The 25,831-nt window shown below is 42.8% G+C and carries 36 protein-coding genes and 3 pseudogenes; 4 read left to right on the plus strand and 35 right to left on the minus strand.

Annotated elements, in window-relative coordinates:
• Positions 1-64: 64 nt before the first annotated feature.
• The 24 genes and pseudogenes from BCV39_RS18880 to BCV39_RS23220 all read right to left on the minus strand — a co-directional run bounded on the left by BCV39_RS18880 (position 65) and on the right by BCV39_RS23220 (position 14,098).
• On the minus strand, positions 65-421 hold the full coding sequence (locus tag BCV39_RS18880) for a hypothetical protein (RefSeq protein ID WP_102431837.1): 357 nt from the start codon (positions 419-421) through the stop codon (positions 65-67).
• A 71-nt stretch (positions 422-492) separates the two neighbouring features.
• Positions 493-828 carry a 5-carboxymethyl-2-hydroxymuconate isomerase gene (locus BCV39_RS18885; RefSeq protein ID WP_102431836.1) on the minus strand — a complete coding sequence of 112 codons (336 nt, stop codon included), beginning with the start codon at positions 826-828 and terminating at the stop codon, positions 493-495.
• A 63-nt stretch (positions 829-891) separates the two neighbouring features.
• Entirely contained in the window at positions 892-1,326 is a 435-nt protein-coding gene (locus tag BCV39_RS18890; protein WP_102431835.1) for a GNAT family N-acetyltransferase, read from the minus strand.
• A 45-nt stretch (positions 1,327-1,371) separates the two neighbouring features.
• Complete coding sequence (locus BCV39_RS18895) at positions 1,372-1,788, minus strand: GNAT family N-acetyltransferase (RefSeq protein WP_102431834.1); 417 nt, start codon at positions 1,786-1,788, stop codon at positions 1,372-1,374.
• A 445-nt stretch (positions 1,789-2,233) separates the two neighbouring features.
• A complete protein-coding gene (locus tag BCV39_RS18905) occupies positions 2,234-2,989 on the minus strand; it encodes a riboflavin synthase subunit alpha (protein ID WP_102431833.1) in 756 nt (251 codons plus the stop codon).
• A gap of 102 nt (positions 2,990-3,091) precedes the next feature.
• On the minus strand, positions 3,092-3,523 hold the full coding sequence (locus BCV39_RS18910) for an NUDIX domain-containing protein (protein ID WP_102431832.1): 432 nt from the start codon (positions 3,521-3,523) through the stop codon (positions 3,092-3,094).
• 5 nt (positions 3,524-3,528) lie between these two features.
• Complete coding sequence (locus BCV39_RS18915) at positions 3,529-4,137, minus strand: pyridoxamine 5'-phosphate oxidase family protein (protein ID WP_102431862.1); 609 nt, start codon at positions 4,135-4,137, stop codon at positions 3,529-3,531.
• 47 nt (positions 4,138-4,184) lie between these two features.
• On the minus strand, positions 4,185-4,574 hold the full coding sequence (locus tag BCV39_RS18920) for an HIT family protein (protein WP_102431861.1): 390 nt from the start codon (positions 4,572-4,574) through the stop codon (positions 4,185-4,187).
• A gap of 62 nt (positions 4,575-4,636) precedes the next feature.
• On the minus strand, positions 4,637-5,122 hold the full coding sequence (locus BCV39_RS18925) for a GNAT family N-acetyltransferase (RefSeq protein WP_102431831.1): 486 nt from the start codon (positions 5,120-5,122) through the stop codon (positions 4,637-4,639).
• A gap of 615 nt (positions 5,123-5,737) precedes the next feature.
• Positions 5,738-6,196: a GNAT family N-acetyltransferase gene (locus BCV39_RS18930; protein ID WP_198591303.1), complete on the minus strand. Its 459-nt coding sequence runs from the start codon at positions 6,194-6,196 to the stop codon at positions 5,738-5,740.
• Positions 6,197-6,224: 28 nt separating this feature from the next.
• Positions 6,225-6,736, minus strand: a pseudogene (locus BCV39_RS18935) (DinB family protein).
• 192 nt (positions 6,737-6,928) lie between these two features.
• On the minus strand, positions 6,929-7,684 hold the full coding sequence (locus BCV39_RS18940) for an isocitrate lyase/phosphoenolpyruvate mutase family protein (protein ID WP_102431829.1): 756 nt from the start codon (positions 7,682-7,684) through the stop codon (positions 6,929-6,931).
• A 225-nt stretch (positions 7,685-7,909) separates the two neighbouring features.
• A pseudogene (locus BCV39_RS23405) lies at positions 7,910-8,179 on the minus strand (aldehyde-activating protein); the annotation flags it as partial.
• 127 nt (positions 8,180-8,306) lie between these two features.
• Positions 8,307-8,783, minus strand: a complete 477-nt coding sequence (locus tag BCV39_RS18950) for a hypothetical protein (RefSeq protein ID WP_102431828.1) — start codon at positions 8,781-8,783, stop codon at positions 8,307-8,309.
• Positions 8,784-8,881: 98 nt separating this feature from the next.
• A pseudogene (locus BCV39_RS18955) lies at positions 8,882-9,094 on the minus strand (glutathione S-transferase N-terminal domain-containing protein); the annotation flags it as partial.
• Between the two features lie 47 nt (positions 9,095-9,141).
• The gene (locus BCV39_RS18960; protein WP_102431827.1) at positions 9,142-9,987 is read right to left on the minus strand and encodes an MBL fold metallo-hydrolase; all 846 of its coding nucleotides are present in this window, start codon (positions 9,985-9,987) and stop codon (positions 9,142-9,144) included.
• 18 nt (positions 9,988-10,005) lie between these two features.
• Complete coding sequence (locus BCV39_RS18965) at positions 10,006-10,494, minus strand: GNAT family N-acetyltransferase (protein ID WP_083702743.1); 489 nt, start codon at positions 10,492-10,494, stop codon at positions 10,006-10,008.
• Positions 10,495-10,556: 62 nt separating this feature from the next.
• Positions 10,557-11,189 carry an RraA family protein gene (locus tag BCV39_RS18970; protein ID WP_102431826.1) on the minus strand — a complete coding sequence of 211 codons (633 nt, stop codon included), beginning with the start codon at positions 11,187-11,189 and terminating at the stop codon, positions 10,557-10,559.
• 2 nt (positions 11,190-11,191) lie between these two features.
• Positions 11,192-11,605 (minus strand): GFA family protein, encoded by a 414-nt coding sequence (locus BCV39_RS18975; RefSeq protein WP_102431825.1) that lies wholly within the window; start codon positions 11,603-11,605, stop codon positions 11,192-11,194.
• A gap of 76 nt (positions 11,606-11,681) precedes the next feature.
• Complete coding sequence (locus BCV39_RS23445; RefSeq protein ID WP_102431824.1) at positions 11,682-11,816, minus strand: hypothetical protein; 135 nt, start codon at positions 11,814-11,816, stop codon at positions 11,682-11,684.
• 264 nt (positions 11,817-12,080) lie between these two features.
• A complete protein-coding gene (locus BCV39_RS18985; protein WP_102431823.1) occupies positions 12,081-12,689 on the minus strand; it encodes a sugar O-acetyltransferase in 609 nt (202 codons plus the stop codon).
• Positions 12,690-12,785: 96 nt separating this feature from the next.
• Positions 12,786-13,160, minus strand: a complete 375-nt coding sequence (locus BCV39_RS18990) for a VOC family protein (RefSeq protein WP_102431822.1) — start codon at positions 13,158-13,160, stop codon at positions 12,786-12,788.
• 78 nt (positions 13,161-13,238) lie between these two features.
• A complete protein-coding gene (locus tag BCV39_RS18995) occupies positions 13,239-13,955 on the minus strand; it encodes a pseudouridine synthase (RefSeq protein WP_347230994.1) in 717 nt (238 codons plus the stop codon).
• On the minus strand, positions 13,937-14,098 hold the full coding sequence (locus BCV39_RS23220) for a hypothetical protein (protein WP_048664948.1): 162 nt from the start codon (positions 14,096-14,098) through the stop codon (positions 13,937-13,939). Before BCV39_RS23220 ends, BCV39_RS18995 begins: the two co-directional genes overlap by 19 nt.
• A 209-nt stretch (positions 14,099-14,307) precedes the next feature.
• On the opposite strand from BCV39_RS23220, the gene BCV39_RS19000 reads away from it, so the two are divergent.
• Entirely contained in the window at positions 14,308-14,709 is a 402-nt protein-coding gene (locus BCV39_RS19000) for a YkgJ family cysteine cluster protein (protein ID WP_017065706.1), read from the plus strand.
• Between the two features lie 53 nt (positions 14,710-14,762).
• On the opposite strand, the gene BCV39_RS19005 is transcribed toward BCV39_RS19000, so the two are convergent.
• The 7 genes from BCV39_RS19005 to glpT all read right to left on the minus strand — a co-directional run bounded on the left by BCV39_RS19005 (position 14,763) and on the right by glpT (position 20,682).
• Complete coding sequence (locus BCV39_RS19005) at positions 14,763-15,164, minus strand: NUDIX domain-containing protein (protein WP_102431820.1); 402 nt, start codon at positions 15,162-15,164, stop codon at positions 14,763-14,765.
• A 228-nt stretch (positions 15,165-15,392) separates the two neighbouring features.
• Positions 15,393-15,773: an STAS/SEC14 domain-containing protein gene (locus tag BCV39_RS19010; RefSeq protein WP_102431819.1), complete on the minus strand. Its 381-nt coding sequence runs from the start codon at positions 15,771-15,773 to the stop codon at positions 15,393-15,395.
• Positions 15,774-15,885: 112 nt separating this feature from the next.
• Complete coding sequence (locus BCV39_RS19015) at positions 15,886-16,398, minus strand: HAD family hydrolase (protein WP_102431818.1); 513 nt, start codon at positions 16,396-16,398, stop codon at positions 15,886-15,888.
• Between the two features lie 28 nt (positions 16,399-16,426).
• A complete protein-coding gene (locus BCV39_RS19020; RefSeq protein ID WP_102431817.1) occupies positions 16,427-17,371 on the minus strand; it encodes a D-2-hydroxyacid dehydrogenase family protein in 945 nt (314 codons plus the stop codon).
• 96 nt (positions 17,372-17,467) lie between these two features.
• Positions 17,468-17,932 carry an ASCH domain-containing protein gene (locus BCV39_RS19025; protein WP_102431816.1) on the minus strand — a complete coding sequence of 155 codons (465 nt, stop codon included), beginning with the start codon at positions 17,930-17,932 and terminating at the stop codon, positions 17,468-17,470.
• A gap of 243 nt (positions 17,933-18,175) precedes the next feature.
• Entirely contained in the window at positions 18,176-19,231 is a 1,056-nt protein-coding gene (glpQ, locus tag BCV39_RS19030; protein WP_102431815.1) for a glycerophosphodiester phosphodiesterase, read from the minus strand.
• A 77-nt stretch (positions 19,232-19,308) separates the two neighbouring features.
• Complete coding sequence (gene glpT / locus BCV39_RS19035; protein ID WP_052878355.1) at positions 19,309-20,682, minus strand: glycerol-3-phosphate transporter; 1,374 nt, start codon at positions 20,680-20,682, stop codon at positions 19,309-19,311.
• A gap of 555 nt (positions 20,683-21,237) precedes the next feature.
• Between glpT and BCV39_RS19040 the strand changes: the two genes are divergently transcribed.
• Together BCV39_RS19040 and BCV39_RS19045 are read left to right on the plus strand one after the other, a co-directional pair.
• Positions 21,238-21,960, plus strand: a complete 723-nt coding sequence (locus BCV39_RS19040) for a membrane lipoprotein lipid attachment site-containing protein (protein ID WP_102431814.1) — start codon at positions 21,238-21,240, stop codon at positions 21,958-21,960.
• A gap of 178 nt (positions 21,961-22,138) precedes the next feature.
• On the plus strand, positions 22,139-22,639 hold the full coding sequence (locus tag BCV39_RS19045) for a hypothetical protein (RefSeq protein WP_102431813.1): 501 nt from the start codon (positions 22,139-22,141) through the stop codon (positions 22,637-22,639).
• Positions 22,640-22,784: 145 nt separating this feature from the next.
• Here BCV39_RS19045 and BCV39_RS19050 read toward each other — a convergent pair whose 3' ends face one another.
• From BCV39_RS19050 to BCV39_RS19060, 4 genes are all read right to left on the minus strand, one after another.
• Positions 22,785-23,039, minus strand: coding sequence for a DUF3297 family protein (locus BCV39_RS19050; RefSeq protein WP_017059204.1), 255 nt, complete (start codon positions 23,037-23,039; stop codon positions 22,785-22,787).
• Positions 23,040-23,280: 241 nt separating this feature from the next.
• Positions 23,281-23,715 carry a GNAT family N-acetyltransferase gene (locus BCV39_RS19055; RefSeq protein ID WP_102431812.1) on the minus strand — a complete coding sequence of 145 codons (435 nt, stop codon included), beginning with the start codon at positions 23,713-23,715 and terminating at the stop codon, positions 23,281-23,283.
• A 65-nt stretch (positions 23,716-23,780) separates the two neighbouring features.
• On the minus strand, positions 23,781-23,915 hold the full coding sequence (locus BCV39_RS23450; RefSeq protein ID WP_017059202.1) for a hypothetical protein: 135 nt from the start codon (positions 23,913-23,915) through the stop codon (positions 23,781-23,783).
• A 23-nt stretch (positions 23,916-23,938) separates the two neighbouring features.
• Positions 23,939-25,069, minus strand: a complete 1,131-nt coding sequence (locus BCV39_RS19060; protein ID WP_102431811.1) for a PcfJ domain-containing protein — start codon at positions 25,067-25,069, stop codon at positions 23,939-23,941.
• Positions 25,070-25,304: 235 nt separating this feature from the next.
• Here BCV39_RS19060 and BCV39_RS19065 point away from each other — a divergent pair, with 235 nt between their 5' ends.
• A complete protein-coding gene (locus tag BCV39_RS19065; RefSeq protein WP_048658633.1) occupies positions 25,305-25,727 on the plus strand; it encodes a universal stress protein in 423 nt (140 codons plus the stop codon).
• Positions 25,728-25,831 lie beyond the last annotated feature (104 nt).

Below are 25,831 nucleotides of genomic sequence, written 5' to 3' on the forward strand. Positions count from 1 at the left end.
TGAATATCGTTAATGCCAAAACTAAAGAATCAACATCAATTCAAGACAGTGCTTCACTGGTCAATTAAAACTCGTCACAGGTATCGCGAGAGCTCCTATCTGGAAAATCGAAATTAAGATTATTATCGTCTTCCAAGATAAACAGAACACGCCCATTTTCAACGCCCGTTTCATTTCTATCAGAACATCCAAGGAATAGCTCCCAGTCGAACGCATATTCAAGACGATACTGGTTATGATTCACATGTTGCACGCTTTTTATTTTGATTCCGTTGGCCACATGTGCCATATCATCAATGTACGACAAGTCTGGAACCAGTTTTTCCTCAAATTTACTCTTATTGTCAGCTAAAAAATCGGCCAGCTCAGAGCATAATTCTGGGCCATGAACCAAAGGTTGAGATTTATGGATAAATAACATTTCCCAATATTCCTGTAGCGAGTTGGAGTGAACGTACAAAGATCAGCCGTATAAATGCGACGTCCAGCCTGTTAGACAACGACCTTTCTATAACTATTTCTGTCCATATCAACCACCTCAACGGTGATCGATGCTCTACTAAGGGACAAAGACAGCAATTGCGTCATCACTGTCTCAGATAGCATTGCTTTGTCTGTGTCACTTCGACCAGACAATATACGCACAGTCACATGGATAAAATCTTCTTTTTCTGTACCCGTTTGGTAGCTCTCATAAGCGATACTTCGGACTTTTATGTCTCGCCCATAGGCTTCGAATAACTCTGAGTTAAGTGCTCCTAAAAACACTTTATTGTTCAGTTGCTCGGCATTAATCGTCGACGAGTGTTCGATAATACAATGAGGCAAATCTTGCTCCTTTGGTTAACCTGATTTTAGTTATGTGCTGCTTTTGCTGACAAAATAGAACCGTTAGGCGTTACTGTTACTCGAGCTATTAAACGAGTACATCCGCACTTCATCACGTGGAAACCAGCCTAACTTTTCATAGAATTTCTGAGCGTTAATATTATCGTTATACACGAATAAATGTGTCTTGGGGACACCTACCCCAGCCAATGCGTTAACCGCTTCAGTTACTAGTTGGCAACCTAGATTTTGTCCTCTAAATTCAGTACTTACCGCTAGATGCTGCAAATAGCCACGACGGCCATCCGTCCCTACTAACACCGCACCAACCACGCCTTGTTTAGACTCCGCAACGAAGCTCAAGCCAGGGTTGCGCTCGAGATAAGTCGAAATGCTCTGTTTTGAATCTGCATCGCGAATACTCATACCTTCGGTTTCGCACCATAGGTTAATCACAGAATCATAATCGGCGATGTACATCTCTCGAATATTAATCACTTCACTTTCCTTGCGTCTGTTTGTGTTCATCCTTGCCCTATATGATTACTCTGTTAGCGACTTGGTGAGGAACGCTAATGATGAGTCTAGAGGGTAATTCTCAAGCACCATTTGGCATTGGTAGCCATGCTTCTCATAAAAAGGTTTGGCCTGAAAACTTAACGTGTCGACCAGTGATGACGTACAGCCTTGGGACTGTGCGTACTCTTCTAATCGTTGCAGTAACTGGCTGCCTACCTGCTTTCCTCGCATTGAGTCATCGACCCAAAGAAACTTGATTAATAGCCAGTTTCCCCAAAGATCCGCAATAACACCACCGACCTTAACATCCCCTTCCATGGCGTAATAACCGACTTGAGATTTAGGTATGCCTTCAAGAAACGGCGTATTGTGCTTGATTAGGCCTGCGCGAACTTCGCTGATGTCACTATCTGATGGCTCGGTATCTAATGTGTATTCCATTTGCTGAGAATTCCTAGTCTGTCGAGTTGTATCAAAATAACTGGTTCATTAATGAAACTTCTGTCGGGGCAGCAAGCCAACCTTCAAATTTTTTGGCGACATCTTGTGTATAGGGTTCTTGATGATGGCTGTGGAGATCTACCTTGTTCTTCCATTCTTCGTAAAGGTAAAGGTATCAACCACACTCTGAAGCATGCAATTCAAACTGGATACAACCTAATTCATTTCTAGTCGCGTCTAACATACCAAGTAACTCCGACTTGGTTGATTAAAAATACTCTTGCTTTGGCGTAATCTTAGCCATCACAAAAAGATGTTTATCTGACATTCGGTCTCCGTTTGTATTTAGGTGAAATGGCAGCGATTTTCTAGATGATATTGTAAAAGCGATGCTGCGTGTTGCTTACCCATTGTTTCAATTTGAGTACGTGCCGTTTCTAACATCTCAATAGATCACCTTTTTAGAGTGCCAATCCGCATTAGTTTGTTCGTTTGAACAACCCAATATATTAGGCTCATAACCCAATGCATCTAGATCGACACCTTGCTCTGACAGTAACTTCTCAAATAAAGGCAATAATGGACCTAAGTTTTCATTTAAAGTATCACGCACCGTGTCGACAACAACTTGAGTACCACGCTCGATTTCGATATTGACGAAGTTACCTACTGATTTCGATGAGAAGGCGGTCATTCGACGGGTTTCTGGGATCAGCCAAACCTCAAACCACCCTTCGACTTTATTAACGTCAGAAACGGTTAAGCTTGCCCCATTGATTGCAATATAACCTTTTGGGAATACATATCTTTTCCACTCATCAGGAAGAGCTAAGCGCACGCAGTAGTTATCTTCAATTTCGGATATTTGGATAATCGCGACATTAAAATCAACGTGACCAGAAAGTGGGTGACCGCCAATTTCAGCACCGTCTCTTGCCGCCCTCTCAGCATTCACTGATTGACCGACTTCATAATTGCTTAACGTAGTAATTAATAGGCTTTGCAACATGACGTCAAACTTTACTCGAACATCTGACAGCAACTCAGTAACGGTTAAACACACGCCATCAATTGCGATACTGGCACCAATTTCCAAATCGTGACAAGAGCCTGTTGGAAACTCTATGACGAACGTTCTTATTCCATTGTTATCGCTGACTTCAGCAATGTTAGCAACGGTTTGTACAATACCTGTAAACATATCTTCCCTGTTATTGTGTTTAGTTTTGGCACAAAGTGACGTTTGACTAATACCCAACGCCACTAACCTAAATGAAAAGTCTGTTACTCAACACAGAACGGCTTACGCACAAAGCTTGGGTTGGTTAATCTCAGGCTTTATGTTTTTTGTAAGCGCGGTGTCATTCAATTGTTGAGTGATTAAGTAAGTTATTGGTGTGCAATTTTCGGGGAGCTCATCACGGTCAAACCAACGCAACTCTTGGCATAAATGGGGCTCAGCATTCTGTATATCGCCAGCCCATTCATGGCATAGGTAGAAATAGTGACAAATGGGTAGCTCCGGGTCAGAGACAATCGCGAACAATGTTAAGTTCCCAGCGTCAACCGCAACCTCTTCTCGCGCTTCTCGTTCTGCTGCACTCCGAGGCAACTCCCCTTGCTCTACTCTTCCGGAAGGAAATCCCCAGTATTGATCGAACGCTTCTGTGTTTTGACGAAAACCGAGCAGAAACTTAGAGCCCGACATAAAGATAATTTGAACTACATTCTTCATGAGTATCACAGTGTCGATTGGTAATATTTGACCATATCGTCTTGATTGATCGCTGGGTCTTCTAGGTTTTGTTGATCTTTCATGATCTGTGCCAGTGAAGGCAGAATAGAACGCTCCACTTTAAACGTATCAGACCAAAGCTTGCCTCTCATTACCGCCTTAGCACAATGAAAGTACATAGACTCTACAGCGATCTTAATCACGACTTTTGGGGCTTTCTTCCCGTCAGGGCAAGCAGCAAGCAAATTTGGATCGGTATGGATGCTAGCTTTACCTTTAAGACGTACCACTTCATCAATCCCATTAACCATCAGCAGTAATCCAACTTCAGGGTTATTGATGATGTTTTTTAAACCATCAATTCGATTGTTTCCCGAGCTATCCGGTATTAGGACCGTAGACTCATCGACAACCTTAATAAAACCGGGCTCGCCGCCTTTTGGAGACAAATCCCCAAAGCCTTGCGAGTCTGTCGTCCCCAACACCGCGAAATGACAATGATTGATCAAAGTAATCGCATGGGCATCCAGTGCTGGAAGTACTTTATTTTTAGCCCTTTTACTCGGCTCGGCATAAAGTTCATTTAATTGTTCTAATGTTTTTATTTCACTCATTGTTAAGCCTTTTCGTGCACTTTTGTGCATCTAATTTTTACTATAAATTACAAGTGTTTTAATGACTCGTGCAGTTGCTCTATACTTTGAATACCGAGTTCACTACTCAGCCAACCGAACTGGTCGCCCTCAAATCTTGGAAAGATATGTAGGTGGTAATGAGACAACTCATTAAAGTCACCGTTATTTTGTAAGAATGAAATACCATCAGGTTTAAACGCCTCTTCAATACGTCTATACACCTGCCTAGCGACAGAATGAATTTCGGTAAGAACACCTTCTGGTAGATCGATATAGTTGGCGTACGGATGTGTGGGACAAATCAAAATATGCCCAAAATTAATAGGATTGTGGTCTGCAAAAGCAATCACGTTATCGGATTCATAAACGATGACGGCTTCTATTTCACGACTAACAACTTTTTCGACTATCGTCATTTTAAGCCTCATGAATTCAGTTTTAACGGTAACTTTCTTAAGGGACCAGAAGTCGATCTCTATTACCTTTTAAGCGATTTATACATGATATAGCTGCTCACTGCCCCTAATTGAGGATGCTTATAGGCCTTGGGAATCGATCCGATAATACTAAAGCCAAGCCTTTCCCAAAGCTTTATTGCCGTTTTGTTTGTCGACACAACACTGTTGAATTGCATCGCCTCAAAGCCTAAATCAATGGCGACTTGTTGAGAGTGTTCACACAAAGACCGCGCGATTCCCTGCCCCCTTGCCTCTTCGGAAACCATGTAACCACAGTTACAAATATGACCGCTTGGACCCATTGCATTAGGCTTTATATAGTACGAGCCTAAAACAACATCGTTTTCGGTATAGACATAAGTTTTTGATGGCTGTTCACACCAAACCGAAAAGGCTTGTTTCATCGTCATTTCTGGATCAAATGCATAGGTTTCTTGTGCTTGAATCACTGCCGAAAACGTAGGCCAAAATGACTCAAAGTCAGATTTAGACATTTCCCTAATCATGAATTTCCTCCAAAACCAAATTTATGGCAACACGGATTCTACTACCGCCAAGTTGACACATTGATGTGGTACTTATTTATCGGAGGCGCCCTGTTAATAATTAGTATGTTACGAAAGGAGATCACAGCAGCACAAGGTCAAAACTGGGTGGTTAAAAGAAGTTATAAACCTTCGCTAACTGGCTAATATATTTCCGTAACGTACTGACTACCATAGCAAATATGCCACCAGCCCGGATAGATGCGGAAGTGCGTAGTGATACACATTATTAACAAAGAGCTGCTATTGATAAAACGTTTTTATGAGCCAGTTTGAGGTAAGCCAGCCACTAACAAGTTCCAACAGCAGATTATCTTGATACCTCTTCCTCACTGAAAGTCGCTAATAAGTTCTGTCGATTCGAATAAAGGGCTAACTGGAAGGGTGAACACTATTGTCCCTAGAGTACCGAAATACTTCCAAGCCACTTTCTACAAATACGTTATAATGTGATGACCGATGTACCCATTGGTACCTGATATCAAAACTCTCATTCGTTCCCTCAATTAAATGCCAAGCCTTAGATTTCAAGTGCTAGTCATTATTCTTGCGAAAGAGCTCACATAACATGTGCGGTTAAAAATACCCAGGCAGTGTCTCTTTGAACGCCCTACCATCACTCGTAATGTACATGCAGTCAGAACCTCCAATCACTGTAAACCCTAACCGCCTATAAAACGTTTTGTCGATATCACTATGTAAGAACAACACCGTATTATTTTGATTCTGGAGTAACTCATTCTTTATCATGTTAATTAACCTTGAAGCATAGCCTTTGCCTCTTAGCTCTGGAGGTGTAGCAACGGAACCAAGCCCGCAGCTGCCATCTACAAGACCAAACACTCCTTGATAAACAATCAAGGAAGATAAGATTTTTTGATGTTCAATGAGCACATACCAAGTTCCCTTCTGATACTTATCATTTTTATTACAACAAGCTAGATACTCATCGACTGATGCGGAACCTCCCCATACATCAAAGCCCATAAGATAAATATCATCTAACTCATGAGTGTCTGCAGTTCTTAAAGTCATCATATTGAATTCCCAAATTTACTTATTGCTATTTTTCTTTCAACACCGCGCTACCTCTGCGTGTCGGCTCCGCGAGATGAAGGTAACGGGTAAATGTGTCCTTTGGGCGTTCTAAATTGTTTTCAGCTAACACTTTAGAAGCCATGCCTCTGTGGTTATTACCGTGTGTGAGTAAGTGGAGAAGGACTTCTTCAACAGACATTGTCCCTATATCACCATCTACGAAGTTAAACTGAATGACTTTGTCTAACTCATCTTTTGAGGCTGACATTGCATACTGAACTAACCTAGTATCGTTATGAGCCATTCGCTCTCGCAGCTCTGAAAAGGAAGGAGTTTCAACCGTATTATCAGCAGTGTATTTTTCCGGTTCTCCTAGGATTCGGCTTGTAAATAGACTATCCACTACGGTCGTATGATTCAGAATTCTTACGAAAAATATGCCATCGTTTTCCGGCAGTTTGAGAATTGTCTCGCTCCAAAATCGAGTAACTGACTATTTGCCCATTTTTTGTATTCAAATGCCTTAGCAAACTGCATTTATTTATCCTTTTTTGTTTGATTGACTCCCGTGTATTAAGAGCTCCCTACCCTTTGAAATCAGTCGAATCAACTATATAGTTTTGAAGTTCCAACTCTTATCCGAACACGGGAACGGGGCCACACTTGGTTTGATGTCAAGTGCTATAGTTTAAAGTTCCGATCACTTGCACCCTATTCAGGGTTGCGGTATCAAAACAATGTTCTAAATGATTGCTCACGTTTTATGGTTATCAGGTTCTTTTGCAATGAGGAAAGCATCGCTTCATACAAGAAATTACCCATGCTGATGCGCTTCACGCCAAGAGCCTCTAACTCTTTAAAATTTGGTAATTCAGGAACACACATGACATTTATGGGCAGCAACGTGCTATCTACAACGGCTTTGATATCATCGGTTCCTTTGATACATGGAAGAAAAACTCCATCAGCACCTGCTTGCTGATAGGCTTGGATTCTCTTGATGCTCTCCTTTAGAGGCTCTTTTACATTCATTAAAAATGTGTCAATGCGGACATTAATGAATACTTTTAGGTTGGCTTTGTTGAGCATACTTTTAACTTTTCTCAACGTTTGCGAGAACATCATCAAATCACAAAGTCGCCTCTCACGATTATCGACTGCGCTATCTTCTATATTGATTCCGACCACGCCAGCATTCACCAACTCAGTAATATTTTCATAAATTGCCTGCGGCGTATTTCCGTAACCTGATTCAATATCCACGCTCAGAGGTAGATCTGTTGCCTGTGCAATAGCTTTTACCGCCGATAGTATCTCTTCAAATTCGATATTTTCACCGTCATCAAGCCCGTGACTGCGTGCAATCGCTGCACTCGATGTCCCAATCGCTAAAAAGCCGGTTTGCTCTGCAATTAAGGCGCTTGCTACATCCCAAACATTACAAATAACGAGTGGTTTTGATGCGGTATGCATTGTCTTAAACATGTCTGATACTCCTTAAAGTGTTTTGGTTTCAGACATAGGCTAGCAACAGGCAAAACAAAGAACTCGCCAGTTTCGGAAGTGAATAGTAAATATTTACCCCAGACTCTTTATATACCGAACAACAATAAGGCCATCGAACATGCCCATCAGGTGGGTTGCTTAAACCAAACCACACACGTAGTAGATTTTAGCCATAATTCCTCGTCGGCTTGTGTTATTGGGTAACTAGTAGGAAGCACCATTAATCTTACGAACAGGAATACGCGAGATAACTTCATTTTCAGCCATTTTCATATTTACTGCCAAAATATCTGCGGAGCATTTCTCTGTCGTTACATAGTGCGTCAAACATCCACATTAGTTACAACGGTGAAACTCTACTTCTTTGTCTCCCCAACAGTAAAAATCAGCAAGTTCAATCATATTGATTTGAACTTGCTCGGGAGAAAAGTACGCCCAAGCTGCAGCATAACGACGATAAATAGAACAGTCGCACTACCAACCTCCTGCACAACTAAAATGTGTTACGGGAATTAAACGAAATGCGGCATTAAGTGGAGAGCACAGCCGTCACAGATAGGCTTTAGACACTAAAACGAACGCACAGTGTAGATGACACGCGTTAAGAATCAGCCTCAAGTTTTTTGTTGTGCTTTTTTTCATATCTATCGATAGCAAATACAAACTGTGCAATACAAATACACAGATAAACCAAAGTTATTCCACCAAACGCTCTACCACTAAGCCACTTCGTAGAACCATAAATAGAATAGCCATTTTTTATGATATTACTTACCTCTATAGGCTCTCTCTCGCTTGAGACGTGTTTTGGATTAAATAGAACTCCGACTTTTCGATTATAATATATTTCTCCCTCTTTAAATGTTGATGAAAGGTTTTTATCAACTCTGAACCTGGTCGGCATATCATCTAAAGTAAAAATAGATTCGCATATACGGCGCCGAGATCTATTCTCGCAATAGGCTGACTCAATATTGATAACACCGACATGATGTGTGAATGAGGACAAATCACTATCCAATAAAGACATCCCATAAAAACACAAATAGAGTAATGCAAATAGTACGACTTCCTTCATAAAACACCTAACCAAGTAAGCTAAAACTGACTCAACACCACACTCTACTGCAGCTAAAAAACGACGCGTTAGTGGTCATTCTGAGCCCATGCCATGTTCAGGTACTCAATGATTGCCATCGATTCAGAATAAATCAGACCATCAACAGAAAGTGCCGGGACATAACCAAACGGGTTAATATCGAGGTATGTTGTCGTTAGTTCATTAGAGCTAACTTCAATTCTATCGTAAGCTATTTGCTTGAAATTAAGCACCCACTCTACCCGTTCAGAGCTATTCGAGCCCTTTGCGCTATATAACAAAATTGCCATACCCCCTCCTTCAAAATGACATTTGATTGGAACCAGCTTGAGAGTGACTACACACTTATACAGCTACCTGTTGGAATCGCCTCCAGGCGTTCTCCCAATACTTCTTTTAACAACTTATACGCTTTTTTTCCGGTGCAATGCCCCGTGTAGAGCTTACCAATTGGATACTCTGATAACGCAAGTCCAAGGTCTTTAATGTTTTGCTTTGTGCCACCAATACTATTGAACAATGGTAACCCCACTAGATGGAAGCCCCCGACAACGGCTTTTATTCTCTCTCCTGGGAACAGAGTAACCGCTGTATCAATCATATTGAGAACGCCACTATGCGCACAACCAGTAAATATAACTAAACCGTCCGGCTCTTTAATCACTAACAGTAATTCATGATCGAATGAGTCCTGCTTCCATTTGTCCTGGGATTTTGTATAAAGGTACTGATTCCCGTTTGGCTTTTCGTATTTATCGCTGATATCAGTAATGATAAATACATTACGCGTAATCTCTGTCGTCTTATTCACGAATTTCAAGCGACCATTACTATTTTTCAGTAAATCCGGATTAATACCGACATTATTTTTAAAACCATAAGCGCGGAAGTAGTAGCTACGCTCATCACTGCGTTTCAAAAACACTTTGGCTTTAGAGTTATGAGCAACAAAATCGGCAGCACCATTACAATGGTCATGGTGCCTGTGTGATATGACGGCGAGGTCTACATCTTTGATATCAATCCCCAGTAACGGGGCGTTTTGACAAAACGTATCGCCACTTCCCATATCGAACAAGATCTTTAGCGATTCAGTTTCAATATGCAGTGATAGTCCGCGCTCAACGGCTAAATCTTTCCTATTATCCAGTCGAGAGTTATCAACCAGCGTCGTTATTTTCATAGTTCTCTTTTTATGTGATCACGAATCGTACATTGCCCAACGGAAATAAGGTCTTTGACCATCCATTCGCTCAACCTCTGCACCCAACCTTTTGTAGAAATCATGCGCTTTCTTATTGTGCGGACTTGCCGTCCATGAGATGTGAGAGGCGGACGATGACTTCGCTTGTGACTTTAAAGCCAACATAAGTTCACGGCCATACCCTTTTGATCTTTGATTTCCTGTAACCAATAGGTCGTCAAGCCAGATTGATGGCTCTCCACTGAAGGATGAATATCGATAGTGATACAGTGCGAAGCCAAAAGGCTCACTATTCCGTTCCAATATTAAAGCATGGGCAAATGCGTAATCACCGAATAGTGTGCGTTCGATTTTCTCTATAGTTGTCGAGATCTCACCGCTAAACCCTTTCATACTTCGGTCAAAGTCAGCTTTTTGTTCAATAAACTCTAACAAGATACTTGAATCTTCTTTCGTCGCAATCCGTACGATCACTCTCTTCTCCATGGGTTAATTTATTCGTTATTGTCTAACGCTTATTAATAGGTAAATATGCCGCGCATTACGAATCAGCTTACAGTGCTCTCAGTTTTTTGTTTCGCAGACGTTATTGCTTGGGCTATTTTGGCCCTATGGTTTATTTCCCACTCAGCGAGTGTTAATGACGCCTCTTTACTTGCTTTCTGTGAAGCCATTAAAAACACTTCGTCTTTCCTTGATTTAGGAATAACCGCAATCCCCTCTACATCAGCAACAATGATATCTCCCGTAGAGACCTTTGCTCCCCCGCAAGAGATTGGAGCACCCAATTCAGAATAGACATCTTTCTTTCCCGGTACTGGATGAACACCTTTCGCAAAAACTGGAAACTTCATATCTGAAATTTCACTCAAATCTCGAATGACACCATCAATAATAAAGCCTTTGATACCTCGACTCTTAGCGACTGCACATACATTACCGCCAGCTACTGCATATTCGCTATCAACTGCATCCACTACAATGATGGAACCTTCTGGTGCTTCATATATGGCTGAATGAAGCATTAAATTATCACCAGACGTTAACTGGACAGTAAACGCTTCTCCACAAATTCGCGGCATTCCCTGCCAAAGAGGACCAATACTAAAATTAATAAAGTGTTCGTTACTTAGTATGTTTCCGTAATCGGTTGTCGCTAGTTTAGAAAAATCTGGCTTCATATTTACTCTCCACTTTCAAAGTGGGCAAATACTTCTGCACCAGTCATATTTTGTGTTTCATTTTTAAATTCGTAGTATTCGGGCTTTTCATCGATGAATATCTGATGAGTTAACTTGTAGTCATCCCCAGGCATCAATAAACCGACAGGAAGATGATATTGATTATTTGGCACTAAAAAGTAAAACAAGTGCGTACCACATTTACCGCAGAATCCTCTTTCCGCCCAATCTGATGACTTATATCTCACTACATTTGATTCACCTGATATTTTAACTGAGTCAGCGCAATCAATGACTAACATCGGACCGCCAGACCAATTTCTACACATACTACAATGACAAGCCCCCAATTCATTACTGGCGTATTCTACTTCCAACTCAACCGAGCCACATAGGCACTTTCCTTTAGCTTTCATGAATCCTCCAATCTTTGCAATGTGTGTAAATGAATAGCGGATAAAGCTGTTTATACCGTTGACTTAATAAGAGAGGCTATTTTTTGTTTCCCTTCTCCGACAGATACGCGGCATACTTTTTAGAAATCCACTTATGGATATGAAGCCCTGTTTTACGAACAAGATACCAATCTATCGCAATTAGAATCACCAAACCGATTACAGTTCCCATTGTAAAACCTCCATACTCATTGAAATGTCACTCTAGCAAATGGGTAAGAAAACCTGCGAACTTACACAGGCTATGAATCCGAGTTCTCGTTCTTTACCTAACCCTGTATAAACACTGAGACATTACAGCTATCAAACAGAAAAATTCTGCACTTAAACCTAGAATAATTCTGTCTAGTTTCTAAGATAGGCAAGCAATATGCAACTAAGCCGTTGCATAACAATGGCTTATGTCACAGCTAATTTCAGGCGTGTGAAAAATCGCTTACTTTAGTTCATCAGGAATGCGGCGATCTTTGTGGTAATACTCTCGGTCGCGTTCGTTGATTTCGCGAACCACACGGCATGGGTTGCCGACTGCGACGACATTGGCTGGGATGCCTTTGGTGACGATGCTCCCTGCGCCTATTACTGAGTTTTCACCAATGGTGACACCGGGAAGCACGACGGTGTGCGCGCCAAGCCATACGTTGTTGCCAATACGAACGGGAATATTGAACTGCGCTGCTTTTAGCCTGAGTTCTGGGCTGATGGGATGTGTGCCAGTGGCAATGGTCACGTTCGGCGCAATCATCACGTTGTCGCCGATGAATACGTCTGTGTCGTCAACCAGAGTTAGATTGAAGTTCACGTATACGTTATTGCCTAGGTGCGTGTGACGCCCCCAGTTCGCATGTAATGGTGGTTCAATGTAGCAGCCCTCACCGACTTCGGCGAACAACTGCTTCATGATCTGCTGGCGTTTATCACCTTCGCTCGGGCGAGTGTGGTTGAAGTCGTATAGCACTTCTAAGCATTGAGTTTGCTCAGCAACCAAATCAACGTCGTCACAGTAGTAAACGTCTTGGCTCTGCATTTTAGCCTTTATATCCATGTTTGAACCTATTTGATCATTGCCTTATGTCGGCATAAATAAAGAAACAGATGGATAATTTGAAGTTTTCACTGGCCTTAATGCAAGTTGGATGAATTAACGCGGCCTAATGTTTTCAGCCACACGCCACAACACACCACTTGGGTCAGTGATACAAAACTCAAGCATTCCCCAAGGCTGTTCAACAACCTCGGAAATGCTAACTTCAAATTCCGACACTACATTAGAGTTTTGGATGTGTTGATACCAACTTTTTACGTCTTCAACCAGCAAGTGCATCATGTAATTGTGACAGTGCTCAGGTTCATAAAAATTTTGCAGAAGGAACGCACAACCGCCGTGACGTAGATAGGCGATATCGTGAAATTCAGACATCACTTCGAAGCCGATTGACTGGTAAAAACGCTTGGATAAATCGAAGTCTTTCGCGGGTACGAAAGACTTAATTTCTGAGACTTTTAGGTTTTCCATCCTACATCCTTATAGTACTGATACTCCGGTGCTGACACCCTTAACGCTTTAAGTGGTTACGGCGCTTATTCAGAGCTCTTATTCAGAGCCTTGTTGAAATGAGTCGACTTCGGCTTTAGTTAGATAACGCCACTGGCCTGCTTCAACATCTAAACGAACATCACCAATCTGTTCACGGTGTAGGCCAACAACTCGATTCCCTACCGCAGCAAACATTCGTTTTACTTGATGAAACTTACCTTCTGTAATGGTCAACAGCACTTCTTTACTGTTAATCACTTCAAGCTCTGCCGGACGCGTCAGTTTTTGCTCGCCCTGCAATTGCATGCCCGCTTTGAACTTGTCAGCGACATCGTCTCTGATATCTCGTGACAATGTCACGCGATACACCTTCTTACACGACTTGGTTGGCAGCGTGATGTTGAATGACCAGCGCCCATCATCGGTAATCAATACTAATCCTGTGGTGTCGGCATCTAAGCGCCCTGCGATGTGCAGTTCTGATGCTTTGTCTATCTCGATGTAGTTGAACAATGAAGGATAAACTTCGTCGATGTTAGAGCAGATAGTACCCGCAGGCTTGTGCATTAAAAGGTATCGAAATTCACGTAACTTAAGCGGCGTGCCATTTAACAAGATAATGTTTCTTTCATGAACCTGAGTCGATTCATCGGTGACTGTTTCACTGTTTACGTTCACTTCGCCATTATGGATGCGTTCAATCGCTTCAGGCTTGGTTAGGTCAGTGCTTTTACATAGGTATTTATCAAGGCGCATTAATCGTCGGCACCACATTTAGCACAAGGCTTGTAAGTTCGTTCACCTTGCTCGATAACCACATAGCCACCAACACACTTGTCACATAGCGCCAACTTTGGGTAAGCGTCTTTCTGTTTCTTTGCGTTGATGTTGCCTTCGGTGGTGTATACGGTTCTCATTTTGATGCCTTTGCTTGAATTACGTGAGAGACGCAAATTGTATCACTGTTTACAGCCTTGATTGGAGTGGTGGTGCATAGATAAATTGATTTTGAGTGCCGCTATTCCAAGTTCCCGCCCCGTAACGGCTTAACCATGAACAACAAAGTCAACGTGCCACGCCTATCAGTGGTAAAATGATAAAAGCTCACCAACTTATGAAGTCGATAATGAAAGATTGTAATCAATGCGGAAAATGCTGTATCAAATACGGAGATGGCGACCTTGCCGCGACTCAAGAAGAGATCGATTTGTGGGAGCTGTTCAACCCAGACATCTTTGAATATGTTCGAGGAAGCGAGATTTGGTTTGACCCTGAATCTGGCGAACGTTTAACTCGCTGCCCTTTTCTGGAGCTGGTTCCGACGAAAGACACCAAGGCTCAAGCCAAGTACACATGTAGCATTTACTTAGACCGACCAGAAGATTGCCGACACTACCCAAGCCTAATTAACGAGATGGTACGAGATGAGTGTGAAATGATTGAGGTGGTGGATTTACAAGACACGAAGAAAGCTCAAAGGAAACTCGACCTGTTGATGAAAGACAGCCGCCCTTCAAGCTATTCGTAAGCGATGATCTTTTGAAGATCAATTTTCAGCATTAGCTAATATCAGCCAAAACCTTAAGCCAAATACTGGTTCGCTTCTAACCAATCAAGCGCAACCAGTGCTGCCAGTGAACATACCGCTCTGTCGTTGCCATCAACAAACTTAAGTTCTTCGATTTCAGCCTCTGGAGACAGTTCGCCAGTATAATCAGCAAGGTAACAAGTCAATTGCACCGATACACCTTCCGCTTTACCATCAGCTTGACCTGTAAACGTCTCGACGTATTTGATGGAATCAGGCACTAAATCGACTGAGATCTCTTCCTTGATTTCGCGAAGCAATGCTTGCTCATCACTTTCGCCAGCTTCACGCTTACCACCCGGTAGGTAGAACAGTTCTTTGCCTTTGGATCTCACCATCAACAGCTTGCCGTCTTTGATGAATATCCAAGCCAGCTTATCAATTACCTTATGCATGTCGTTAGACCTTATTTCTGTTTTAGTTCTCGTTATTACTGAATCTAGCCACACCATTAACCGCGACCAAACAAAGCCTGGATATGTTACACGCTGGGATGAATATACTCTATTGAATCGATTAGGAAATATCATATCCAAAACAAAAAATGACAGCTTTCGAGACAATGCTCGTCAACTGTCATTAGCGTTGTTTACGGATTGCTCTCGAGCTGTCCGCAGATGGAATCAATCGACTAGCCACTTAAGCGCAGAGTCATGGTCTTCGAATGACTTGATCTCACCAGACACAAACCAGCTCCCTACTTTTGAAGCGAATTCTTGCCAGCTTTTATCACCATAAATCGCGATTTTGTCTATCTTCGAATTGAGCTCTAATCCCAGTTTGAAATCATCCCAAGCAGCACGTAACTCCCAACCCGTTAAGGTAGAGATGTCGACCAGCATCTTGAGTTTAGATGAATCGAGTTCTTCTAGCGTGGTATTTAGAATTGGCATCATTGCTTGGTAGTCATCGTGTGTGAGTTTGCCTTTCGCTTTGAACACAACGATGGTTTCACCGCTAACACGTTCAATTCCGACCGATATTCCGTGACGTTCGATACGCATAACTTAGCCCTCATAGTGGAAACTAGAGTTAGCTTAGAGGATTAAACAACAAAGAGATGAGAGATTGGCGTCAAAACAGACAAGCGCTTTATCTGAACTTAATATCAGAGAATTAATCGCGCTTCTCCAACAGTTCGCTTAGGCTTTGAACTTGCACGATACGTGGATGCTGTGACTTAAGCTCAACTCCTTCCGTGTTCAACCACACCGCTTTCAAACCCGCTTCAAGTGCTGGGTAAATGTCTTTCTCTAAGGTGTCGCCAACCATGGTGATATCTTGTGGTGCAACACCAAGTTTGGAAATGATGGCAGGATAAAAGCCCGACTCGAACTTAGAAAAGCCAATGCTCGCCTTACAAAAGTAACCCAAGATATATTGAGATAGACCAACGCGCTCAAAGGCACTAATGATGTCGTCTTTACTGGAATCACCAGCATTGGTGGCAACATAGACTTGGTGAGTTTTCGATAGCTCAGCCAGTAATGCACGAGCACCACTCACTTCTTGTACGGTTTCCCAGTCGCACATCTTTCCTTGTGCGTCTGTGAAATCGACCATCAGCGTATTGCCCCAGTCGAACAAGACTATTTCTGTTAATTCGATTGGCTTTGTCGTCTTGTTCATCTTGCCTCCTGCATTGGTCATAACTCTTCTACAAGCTATCTTTTTGATAGGACAGAATGTTGTCGAAGGCGATATCAAAGTAGAGTTCGTAGCTATTTTGTTCAACATAGCCCAAATGTGGAGTCGCTGTGACGTTTGGTAGGGACAGTAGCGGTTCGGAGTCTGTTGTTACTGGCTCACAATCGAACACATCAATAGCCGCTGTTTTGGTCGGTACCTCGCGTAGTTCATGATACAGAGCCATCGGTTCGACTAACTCCGCGCGGCTGATGTTCACAAGCAGTGAGTCAGGCTTCATCAAGCTAAGGTCGTGTGCTGTAACACATCCTCTGGTGACACCATTCAAACGCAAATGCAAAGAAAGCACATCAACTTCTCGGAAGAAGTCTTGTTTGGTTGTTGCTGCTTCAAAACCATCTGCTTGCGCTTGATCACGTGAAGCTTGGCTACCCCACACTACGACAGACATCCCAAATGCTTGGGCATATAGTGCAATGCATTTGCCGATTTTTCCGTAGCCCCAAATACCTAGCTTTAAGCCCTTCAAAGTTCGACCTAACCCTAGCGAGCCAGAATCTTGCCACTGGTTTTGCTTAAGGTTTGAAGCGTAATTGGGAATGTGGCGCGATGCAGCCATAATCAACGCCCAGCATAATTCAGAGGGTGCGACTGGCGAGCCTCGGCCTTCTAACACGGTAACACCAAATCGTTCGCACATTTGCGGGTCGATATGGTTACTCACTTTGCCCGTCTGGCTAATCAGCTTGAGGTTTGGGAGCTGCGATAACAAAGATTCGGTGATCTCAGTTCTTTCACGAATGAGCACAATGGCTTCAAACGAGACCAACTTAGCGACGAGATCTTGCTCTGAGTATGTCTCGGTAAATACCGTGACATCGTGTTGTTCGAGTTTTTTGAAGCAATCGAGGTCTTTAACGACGTTCTGGTAGTCATCCAATATCGCTATTTTCACATCACTCTCCTTGTGATTGTTAGTTATCTTGTATTGGTCAAATGAAGGCTAAAGTGCCATGCCTTCCGATTCAACACATCACGAGCGGGGACTTCACTATTGATAAACCACTTTGAAGCGTTCTAATACGAGTAACATGTCTTCACTTGGTGAGATCTTGAGCTCTTCACATTCACGAGAGAAGAAGTTCCAGTGCGCTTCTCGCCACCATTCAAGTGTTTTATCACCCTCGCCTTCGGCGGCAGCAAACTCAGCAGTAACTTCGTTGTATTTGCACTGTGAGACTGAAGTGATCTCTACAATGCAAACCGGTTTGCCATACCAATCGGTGACGACTTGTAAATGCCCTACGACAGGCATCACTTCTCCTTCATGGCTGTACCAATATTCAAGGCTGCAAGACGCCTGTTTTTCACCCTTGAGGATTAACTGTGCGCAGAGATTGGCGTTGTATTCATCAGCACAGTAATAGTCGGCACTGAAAGAGGTGTATTGCGAAGCAACGTCTGCTGGCAATGTGTTGAGGTAGCTATCAAGATAAGCTTTGCTTCTTTCTTCCATGATCTTTCCAAATTCAATATTAGGTTGAGCCGATAAACACTTATAGATTAAGCATCTGGCTGCATTGGGAGTAACCTATCAAGTCAGGTTATCGCTGTAAACCGAGTGAATATCAAAATGTGGGCTGAGAAAGAAGAATATGGATTGGATTTTAAGGCTGATACAGAAAGAGCTAAAAGCGTCTTTAGGCTGTGCTTTTAGCTCTGAATATCTCGTTATTAGTCGCTCGTAATTGGCAGGATACTAACGGTTCAAGAAGTCGACCGCTTTGTCTGGGAAGTCGGTAAACACACCATCGACTTTGACTTGGTTGTAGAAGACATCCAACATGCCATCAAAGTTATCAGCATAAGCTGGGATTCTTCCTGGGTCGGCACGGAACGTGTACGGGTGAACATCTAAGCCCGCGTCTTTTGCTGACTTCATTAACGGTTTAATAATGATGTTATCTTTGGTCGATGCATCGTCTACCAACATTGGCTTCCAAGGACCAATTCCTTCCGCATAAGTCGCCACTTTTTCCATGCCACCAGCTTCAAACATCCAGTCGTAACTGTAAGGCGTTGCTTTGTCACCTTGGTACGTCATGGTTTCATTCCAATCTGTATAGGCCATCAACTGAACGAGCTTAAGATCCATTTCCATCGCAGGCATGAGCTCATCGTTAATACGTTTAAGTTCATTGGCGTCGAAACACTGCAAATACACTTTGTCGCCTTTCGATAGGTAACCATATTGATGCAAGGTCGCAAGTACCGCTTTGGAGATGTCTTTGCCTTCGTGACGATGGAACCAAGGTGCTTTGATTTCTGGGTAGATACCCACGTTATAACCAAGGGTCTTATTCAAGCCTTGGATCAGCTCGATTTCTTCAGCAAAGGTAGCGACACGGAAATCAGACTGCCACATTGGGAAGCGCGTTGGGTACCCTGCTACTCTATTACCTTGTTCATCTAAGTTAAAGCCTTCGGTCACCTTTAATGATTTGATCTCAGCGAGCGTAAAATCAATCGCGTAATAGCGGCCATCTGTACGAGCGCGTGTTGGAAAGCGGTCCGCGACATCGGTGACTCGGTCTAGATAGTGATCATGCAAAACCACCAATTGGTCGTCTTTGGTCATCACGACATCTTGTTCGATGTAGTCAGGTTTCATCGCATAAGCGAGCGCTTTAGCGGGCAATGTGTGTTCAGGCAAATAACCAGAAGCACCGCGATGCGCAATCACTAAAGGATCGGCGAATACATTTGCAGATAAGCTTAGTGCTAATAAGGTCAGAGACAGTGACGTTGTTTTCATTATTGTTTTCCTTGATAAAACAGAAGCAGGATATACCTGCCTCTGTTGTTATTTATAGATGTGATTCAGTAAATACACTACTGAGCTAGCGCTTCTTTCTCTCGTTCGAGATCTTTTTGTTTATGGTGCGCACGCTCACCTAAGAAGGCGTAAAGCAGACAGATGATTGAAGCCACACAAGCGCCGACCAAAATAATGAAGCCGCCATCCCAACCGTAATGGTCAACCATAAAGCCGAGTATTGCGTTCGCAGCAACCGCGCCACCTAAGTAACCAAACAAACCTGTTAGACCAGCAGCTGTACCCGCCGCTTTCTTAGGTGCAAGTTCCAGTGCATACAAGCCGATCAGCATTACAGGGCCATAGATAAGGAAACCAATCGCAACCAATGCCAACATATCAACCGTTGGGTTACCCGCTGGATTTAACCAATATACCAACACAGCGACTGTCACTAGCACCATGAACAAGATACCTGCAGGTGCGCGTCGGCCTTTGAATAACTTATCTGAAATCCAACCACACAATAAGGTGCCAGGAATACCAGCCCACTCATACAGGAAGTAAGCCCATGATGATTTATCTACTGAGAAGTCTTTTGCTTCTTTTAAATAAACCGGAGCCCAATCGAGTACGCCATAACGGATAAGGTAAACAAACGCGTTAGCAATCGCGATTGACCACAACAGCTTGTTAGAGAAAACGTACTTGAAGAAGATCTCTTTCGCCGTCATTTCTTTCTCATGAGACGTATCGTAGTCGTCTGGGTAATCGTCTTTGTGTTCTTCAATCGGTGGTAACCCACAAGATTGAGGCGTATCTCTTACGGTAAACCAAACAAAGATAGCAACGAGAGTGGCAAAAAATGCAGGAACATAAAAAGCGGTTCGCCAATCGTCGTTAAAAGCCCACAGCCCCAACAAGAACATTGGACCAATCAAACCGCCACCCACGTTGTGAGCAACGTTCCATACCGACACGATCTCACCACGTTCTTTACGTGACCACCAGTGAACCATGGTTCGCCCACAAGCTGGCCAACCCATACCTTGGAACCAACCATTCAAGAACAGCAGAATAAACATCGCAGTGATGCTGCCTGTTGCCCAAGGCATAAAGCCAAAGCAGAACATCACCAGTGCCGACATTAACAAGCCACCGCTGAGGAAGTAACGAGGATTAGACCGGTCAGAAACACTGCCCATTAAGAACTTAGATAAGCCGTAAGCGATAGATACCGCCGCTAATGCAACCCCTAGCTCTCCGCGGCTAAAACCTTGTTCAATGAGATAAGGCATCGCCAAACTAAAGTTTTTACGGACTAAGTAGTACCCCGCATAGCCAACGAAGATGCCGAGAAACAGCTGCCATCGTAGTCGTGTGTAGGTGCTATCGATCTTATCTGATGACAAGCGATCGATATGCGCCATAGGTTTGAATATTCCAAACATAGGAACCTCATAATTATTGGGCGAAGGAAGAATTAAAATGCTCGAACGAAAAAATTTAGCGCTCATTCGAAATCAAGGGAATTGTATGTGCTTCAGGATTAATTTCTGTGATAGAGGTAGTTATTAACAAAAAATAACTTTAAATACAGCATATTAGTTTCATTTAATTAGACTGCGCTTCATATTTTCGTTTGCGTTGTTCTTAAGAACAGAGCGCGCTTGTACAGAAAACAACCTTTCGAGTGAGCAAATATCGAACCTTTCAAACGAGAATATGCAATTAAGCTAAATGATTATGAACATAACCAACCTATTCGCACCTAATTAGTGTGAATAGATAATTGGCACATTGCCATTTGCAATGCATGAAATCAACAATACATAGCAGAACGTGATGTGTTGTATTCTTCTTCGTTTATTTATCGAACTGACTCGATTGTTTATTGTATGTCTCAAGCGATGCAGCAATGTCTATACGCAAAGCGTGTAACCATCACCTAATAGTGAGGTTAGTCAGTGAGCATCTTACGAATTAAACAAACGATAGGAAATATCATGAACAAATCACTTATCGCACTCGTTCTTGCAGCTGTCTTAGCAGGTTGTTCATCTAGCGGTGGTTCAGAACCAGCACAACCTCAATTTGATGGTGATTATGGTTTCGAAAATATCGATCCAGGTTTTGGACTAGACGATTCAGATAACGATGACGGTTATGAGAACCCTGAATCAGACCCTGGTTATGGTACCGATGCCCCAACTTTAAGAGACAAAATCGCTCAAGCAGATTTAGGTTTTGTTCATATCCCTGAGTTGGGAGACATTCCTTTCTTTAACCGAGATGACAGCGATGCGCATGTCTCAGCCGTTCGCGAGCAGGTTAGCGACGAGCATACTCTCTACAGCATCTACGTGGATGATAAACGTGTTGGTGAAATCATCATTCGTGACAACTATGTCACGGTTAGCTCTGGAGACAAGATGATCTCAGGCAAAAAAGATTCCGTCACTTATGCCGACGATGATTACACATTTTGGACGGTTCGCGATACTAACGATAACGTAATTGGTGACTTTAAGCGTCTCGACGATGGTGTTTGGGTGTTCCGTGAAGAGATGAATCGAGAGACATTTGTGGTTAAGTATCACGACGGTCAGTGGAACTTCATCCCAGTCGCTGATATTAAGAACAAGGTAAAAGATAACTTACCTTCGCAAGCAGAAGTTACCAAAGTTCGTGCAAAGATGCAGGTCAATAAGCTACGTACTTTGAAGTAACAATTACCCCCATTCCCATATCAAATAGGCATCCTCAAACCTAAGAGGATGCCGCTCAAAGCACCCACAAAGAATACATAACTAAAAAGCTCAAGGAAGATCCGGACTAGGTTACTAATTTACTGGCATTCAATACTTTGAATTCGCCGATATTTTGTATACACAAGCGAGAGATCCAATGACCATCAAAAAGCTTCCCCTTCTGACATTAACCGCTGTCTTGCTGTTCACTGTGGCTAACGCTCAAGCCTATGAACAAAACCAAGAAGAAACTGCGATTACATTTGGTCTATCGGCTGAACGTGGGTGGAGAGATTGGTCTGCTTCTTACATCAAATATCGCGGCCCGGGAAGCATAGGTTATGGCATTGAGTTTACCCGATCAGCTTATAACGAAGATGAAGGCTCGTACGAATACAAACAACGCGATAACGAATATCAGTTTCACGCCCCTATTGGTATCACCGAAAACTTATACATCACCCCAGGTTACGGGATTAAGCGTACCCACACGGACGTAACTTTAGATAGCCGTGAGTTCTCTGATAGCTCAACCAAACAAGTGGGTGGCTTAGATGCAACCTACATTATGGACAGTGGCTTTGTTGTGACCGCAGGTTTCGATAAAGCAGAAGGTGAAGACTTGGAGCTCTCAATTGGTGCAGGTATCGCTTGGTAACAGTAATAGCCCAATGGATTTGAAAAACAAAAAGGGTCTAGATTTCTCTAGACCCTTTTAGGTAATAACGCTTGGTGGTTTTGTATTGACTAATTAGACCAACATTAGCTAATTACACGAAGTATTAGCTCACCACACGAAATGATTATGCGTCGATGTAAAAAGCTTCTACAGTGCCTTTTAGAGTAATAAGCATTGGCTGACCAAAACGATCTAGCGCTTTTGGAGAAGGGATCTTAACCCAACCTTCGCTGATGCAGTATTCTTCAACATCAGTACGCTCTTTACCATTTAGACGAATGCCAATTGGGTATTCGAAACACTCAGCAACGTGGTGTGGGCTGCGTGGGTTACCTGCAAGATGATCTGGTAAAGCTGGTCTTGAATTAGTATCGCTCATGTTCATTACCTGTATGTACGTAAATAAAAAAAGTGCGTCATTCTAGTCAATATAGGCTTTGTGCTCAACAACTGCTGCAATAAATCGTCGTGATCGTTTTAATCGACAGCGAGTTGTTTGATTTAAAGGCGATATATGCATAATTTCAAACGAAAATTTAACAGAGTTATGAGGTGTGGATACAGCGAGCACTTCATTACTTGAAAAGCAGATACCACACAAGTAGGTTTTTATTGTGAGCCTATTGATTAAGCTCAATACTCATCACTTTATGGTTTGGCTCTGATTCGATGTCGACAACTGACCAACCTAGCCCTTGATAAAGTCCCATGATATTGGTGTACGCGTAGAGTTGAGTTTGCACTGTAGAAGATACTTGTCTGACACCACGATTAATCAATTCACTGGCAATACCTTGGCCGCGCCATTGAGGGGCAACAAACACGGCGTTGATCCAAACCACGTCCCGAACTTGATGAGGTTCCTGAAAATAGGAATACGCCAAACCACCAATGACCACATTATCGCGAAGTGCTGTGATTACCGGAGGGAGATTTACGTTTTCTTCATAGGTGTCTTTAAACTTGAAATCCGACCATTCGCTTTGAAATAAGTCTTCTAATTCACTCCAATAAGGAGAGCTTTCATCGCAATTTCTAAAGATTACTTTCTGCATTTTTCCTTCCTTTGACAGGGGTGATTTGGCCATCCTAGCCTTGGTTTATATCAGAGTCGATAAAGCTACTCTTCTTCGTCATAGTCGTCTGCAGGGTCTTGATTAATCTCTTCGCCGCATCCTAAGCACTCACCTTGTAGATCCGTAGGCATCACAATAATCAAACCACAATGCGGGCAAAGATCGCCTTGTTGAAACATCCTGTATTCCTTCTACTTCATGGCTATTGCTTAGGATACTGTTGCTTACTCGCTTCTAACCAGTCGTGAATAACTTGGCGAGCGGATTCCGACGGCGGTGCATTTCGTTTTCCGCAGATTTGGTCGATTTCAAACGGAAATGCTTTGCTCGGAACGCGGCGTAAACCTATGGTTAAACGTTGAGGTTTGAGCATGCGGAACACCACATAACGATCGCTCATGATTCGATTGTGATACACGCCAATACAGTGCTTCTGCTCTATACCTTCATGTTCAAGGTCGTAATAATCCGTGAGAGGATGAATGTTGTCATTACCTAACAAAGGAACGGGATAAGGGATGTCTCTATCCATTGGGCGATTACCCTCCAAACGACGCAATTGACGTTGCTCCGTCCAGCGGTCATGAAGCTGTTCAAACATCGCAAAAGAGTTCTGACTAGTAATAGCGCGCAGAGGATCATCCATCTCTAAGTCTTGCCCTAGCAATATCGCATCTTGGAACATTGCCATCTTAGACGGTGCATTAAGTCTGCCCTCTTCCACCATTGCAATCCCTAGTCGACTGCCGGTTAGAAATGGATGAACTTGGTCCAAACGTAGGGCTGTGTATCCAACTTTTGAGTAATGCTTAAACTTAAGAACTCGTCTTTGCAGCGGTTCGAGAATACGAACAATGTGGTCAAGCTCATCACCAACATTGTAATGCAATTCTAGCTTGTCGATGAATTTGAGTGTCGCTTTACTGCTGTCTAAGCCCAACTTAGCAAGGATCTTCTTTTGCCCTAAGCGACTTAGTGCCAATGCTTTCTGATTATCGACGCTGTATTTCATGCAGATCAACGCCAGAATAACAGGCCTTAGTTCAAGTAGCTGTGCAGCCTCGTATGTGTTCGCAGCTAACCACAACATTTGGTATTGATACTCTGGAAAGTCGTCGGTGATTTCACGATAACGAGCAGGCAAGGATTCTAACCAGCGACCATTCACATCAAACTGCTCAACGAGGTTTAGGCTAAGCCCAATGCCCCCATCAAGTGGTCGTCTACCATCTTCGAACACATGAAAGCCGACGAGTTTTTGAGACCAATCTCGGATCTCAATATCGTAGTCGAAACCTAATGTTCGAGTGGGAATGGTTAGTAGTGCTGTCATTGATGCCTCTTCGTAATTGGCGCATTGAACTATCAAGCCTATCTAAGAGCATAAGCTAACGCATCAACCACTATATCAACCTTTTGTAAATTTCTTATCAATCAAAGCGATATAAATACGATAGTGCTTAGAAGAACATTGAATGATAATTTTACGCAATATGAGATCTCTTCGATATCATTTGCTCTAACAAAAACTATGCTTGTTACATAACTCACAACAAGAGGCTTTAATTATGGATTACCGACATATTCTGGTCGCACTTGAACTGTCTGACGACACCAAGATTCTCATTGATAGAGCGACTTTCTTCGCAGACAAGCTCGAGGCTGGCATTTCGTTTGTTTATATCGATGGTACACATGGAGAAATTTACCCAGAACTCGTTGACATTCAAGCAAATGATGGTGATTTACCGATCAATGAAGATGCCGTTAAGCATTTGAAAGAGTTTGAGGCCTACGCCAAGCACCCAATCAAGCACATTTTCGTGGGAACCGGCGATTTGAACGATAAGCTCAAAAATGTCATCGAAGCAAACGGCATCGACCTATTGCTATGTGGTCATCACCATGATTTCTGGCATAAGCTCATATCCCATTCTAAACAGATCATCGATACTTCCCCTATCGATATTCTCGTTATTCCTATGGAATAGAAGCTGCAGTTCGAAACTCAAAAATAGCCTGCATTGCCAACCTCTATCGGTATTATTGGTTGGCTTGATACCCTCTTAAACTCCCTTATCCTGGCCGAAACCTG

It is taken from the genome of Vibrio sp. 10N.286.55.E10, assembly GCF_002872555.1.
Classification (GTDB): Bacteria; Pseudomonadota; Gammaproteobacteria; order Enterobacterales; family Vibrionaceae; genus Vibrio; species Vibrio crassostreae.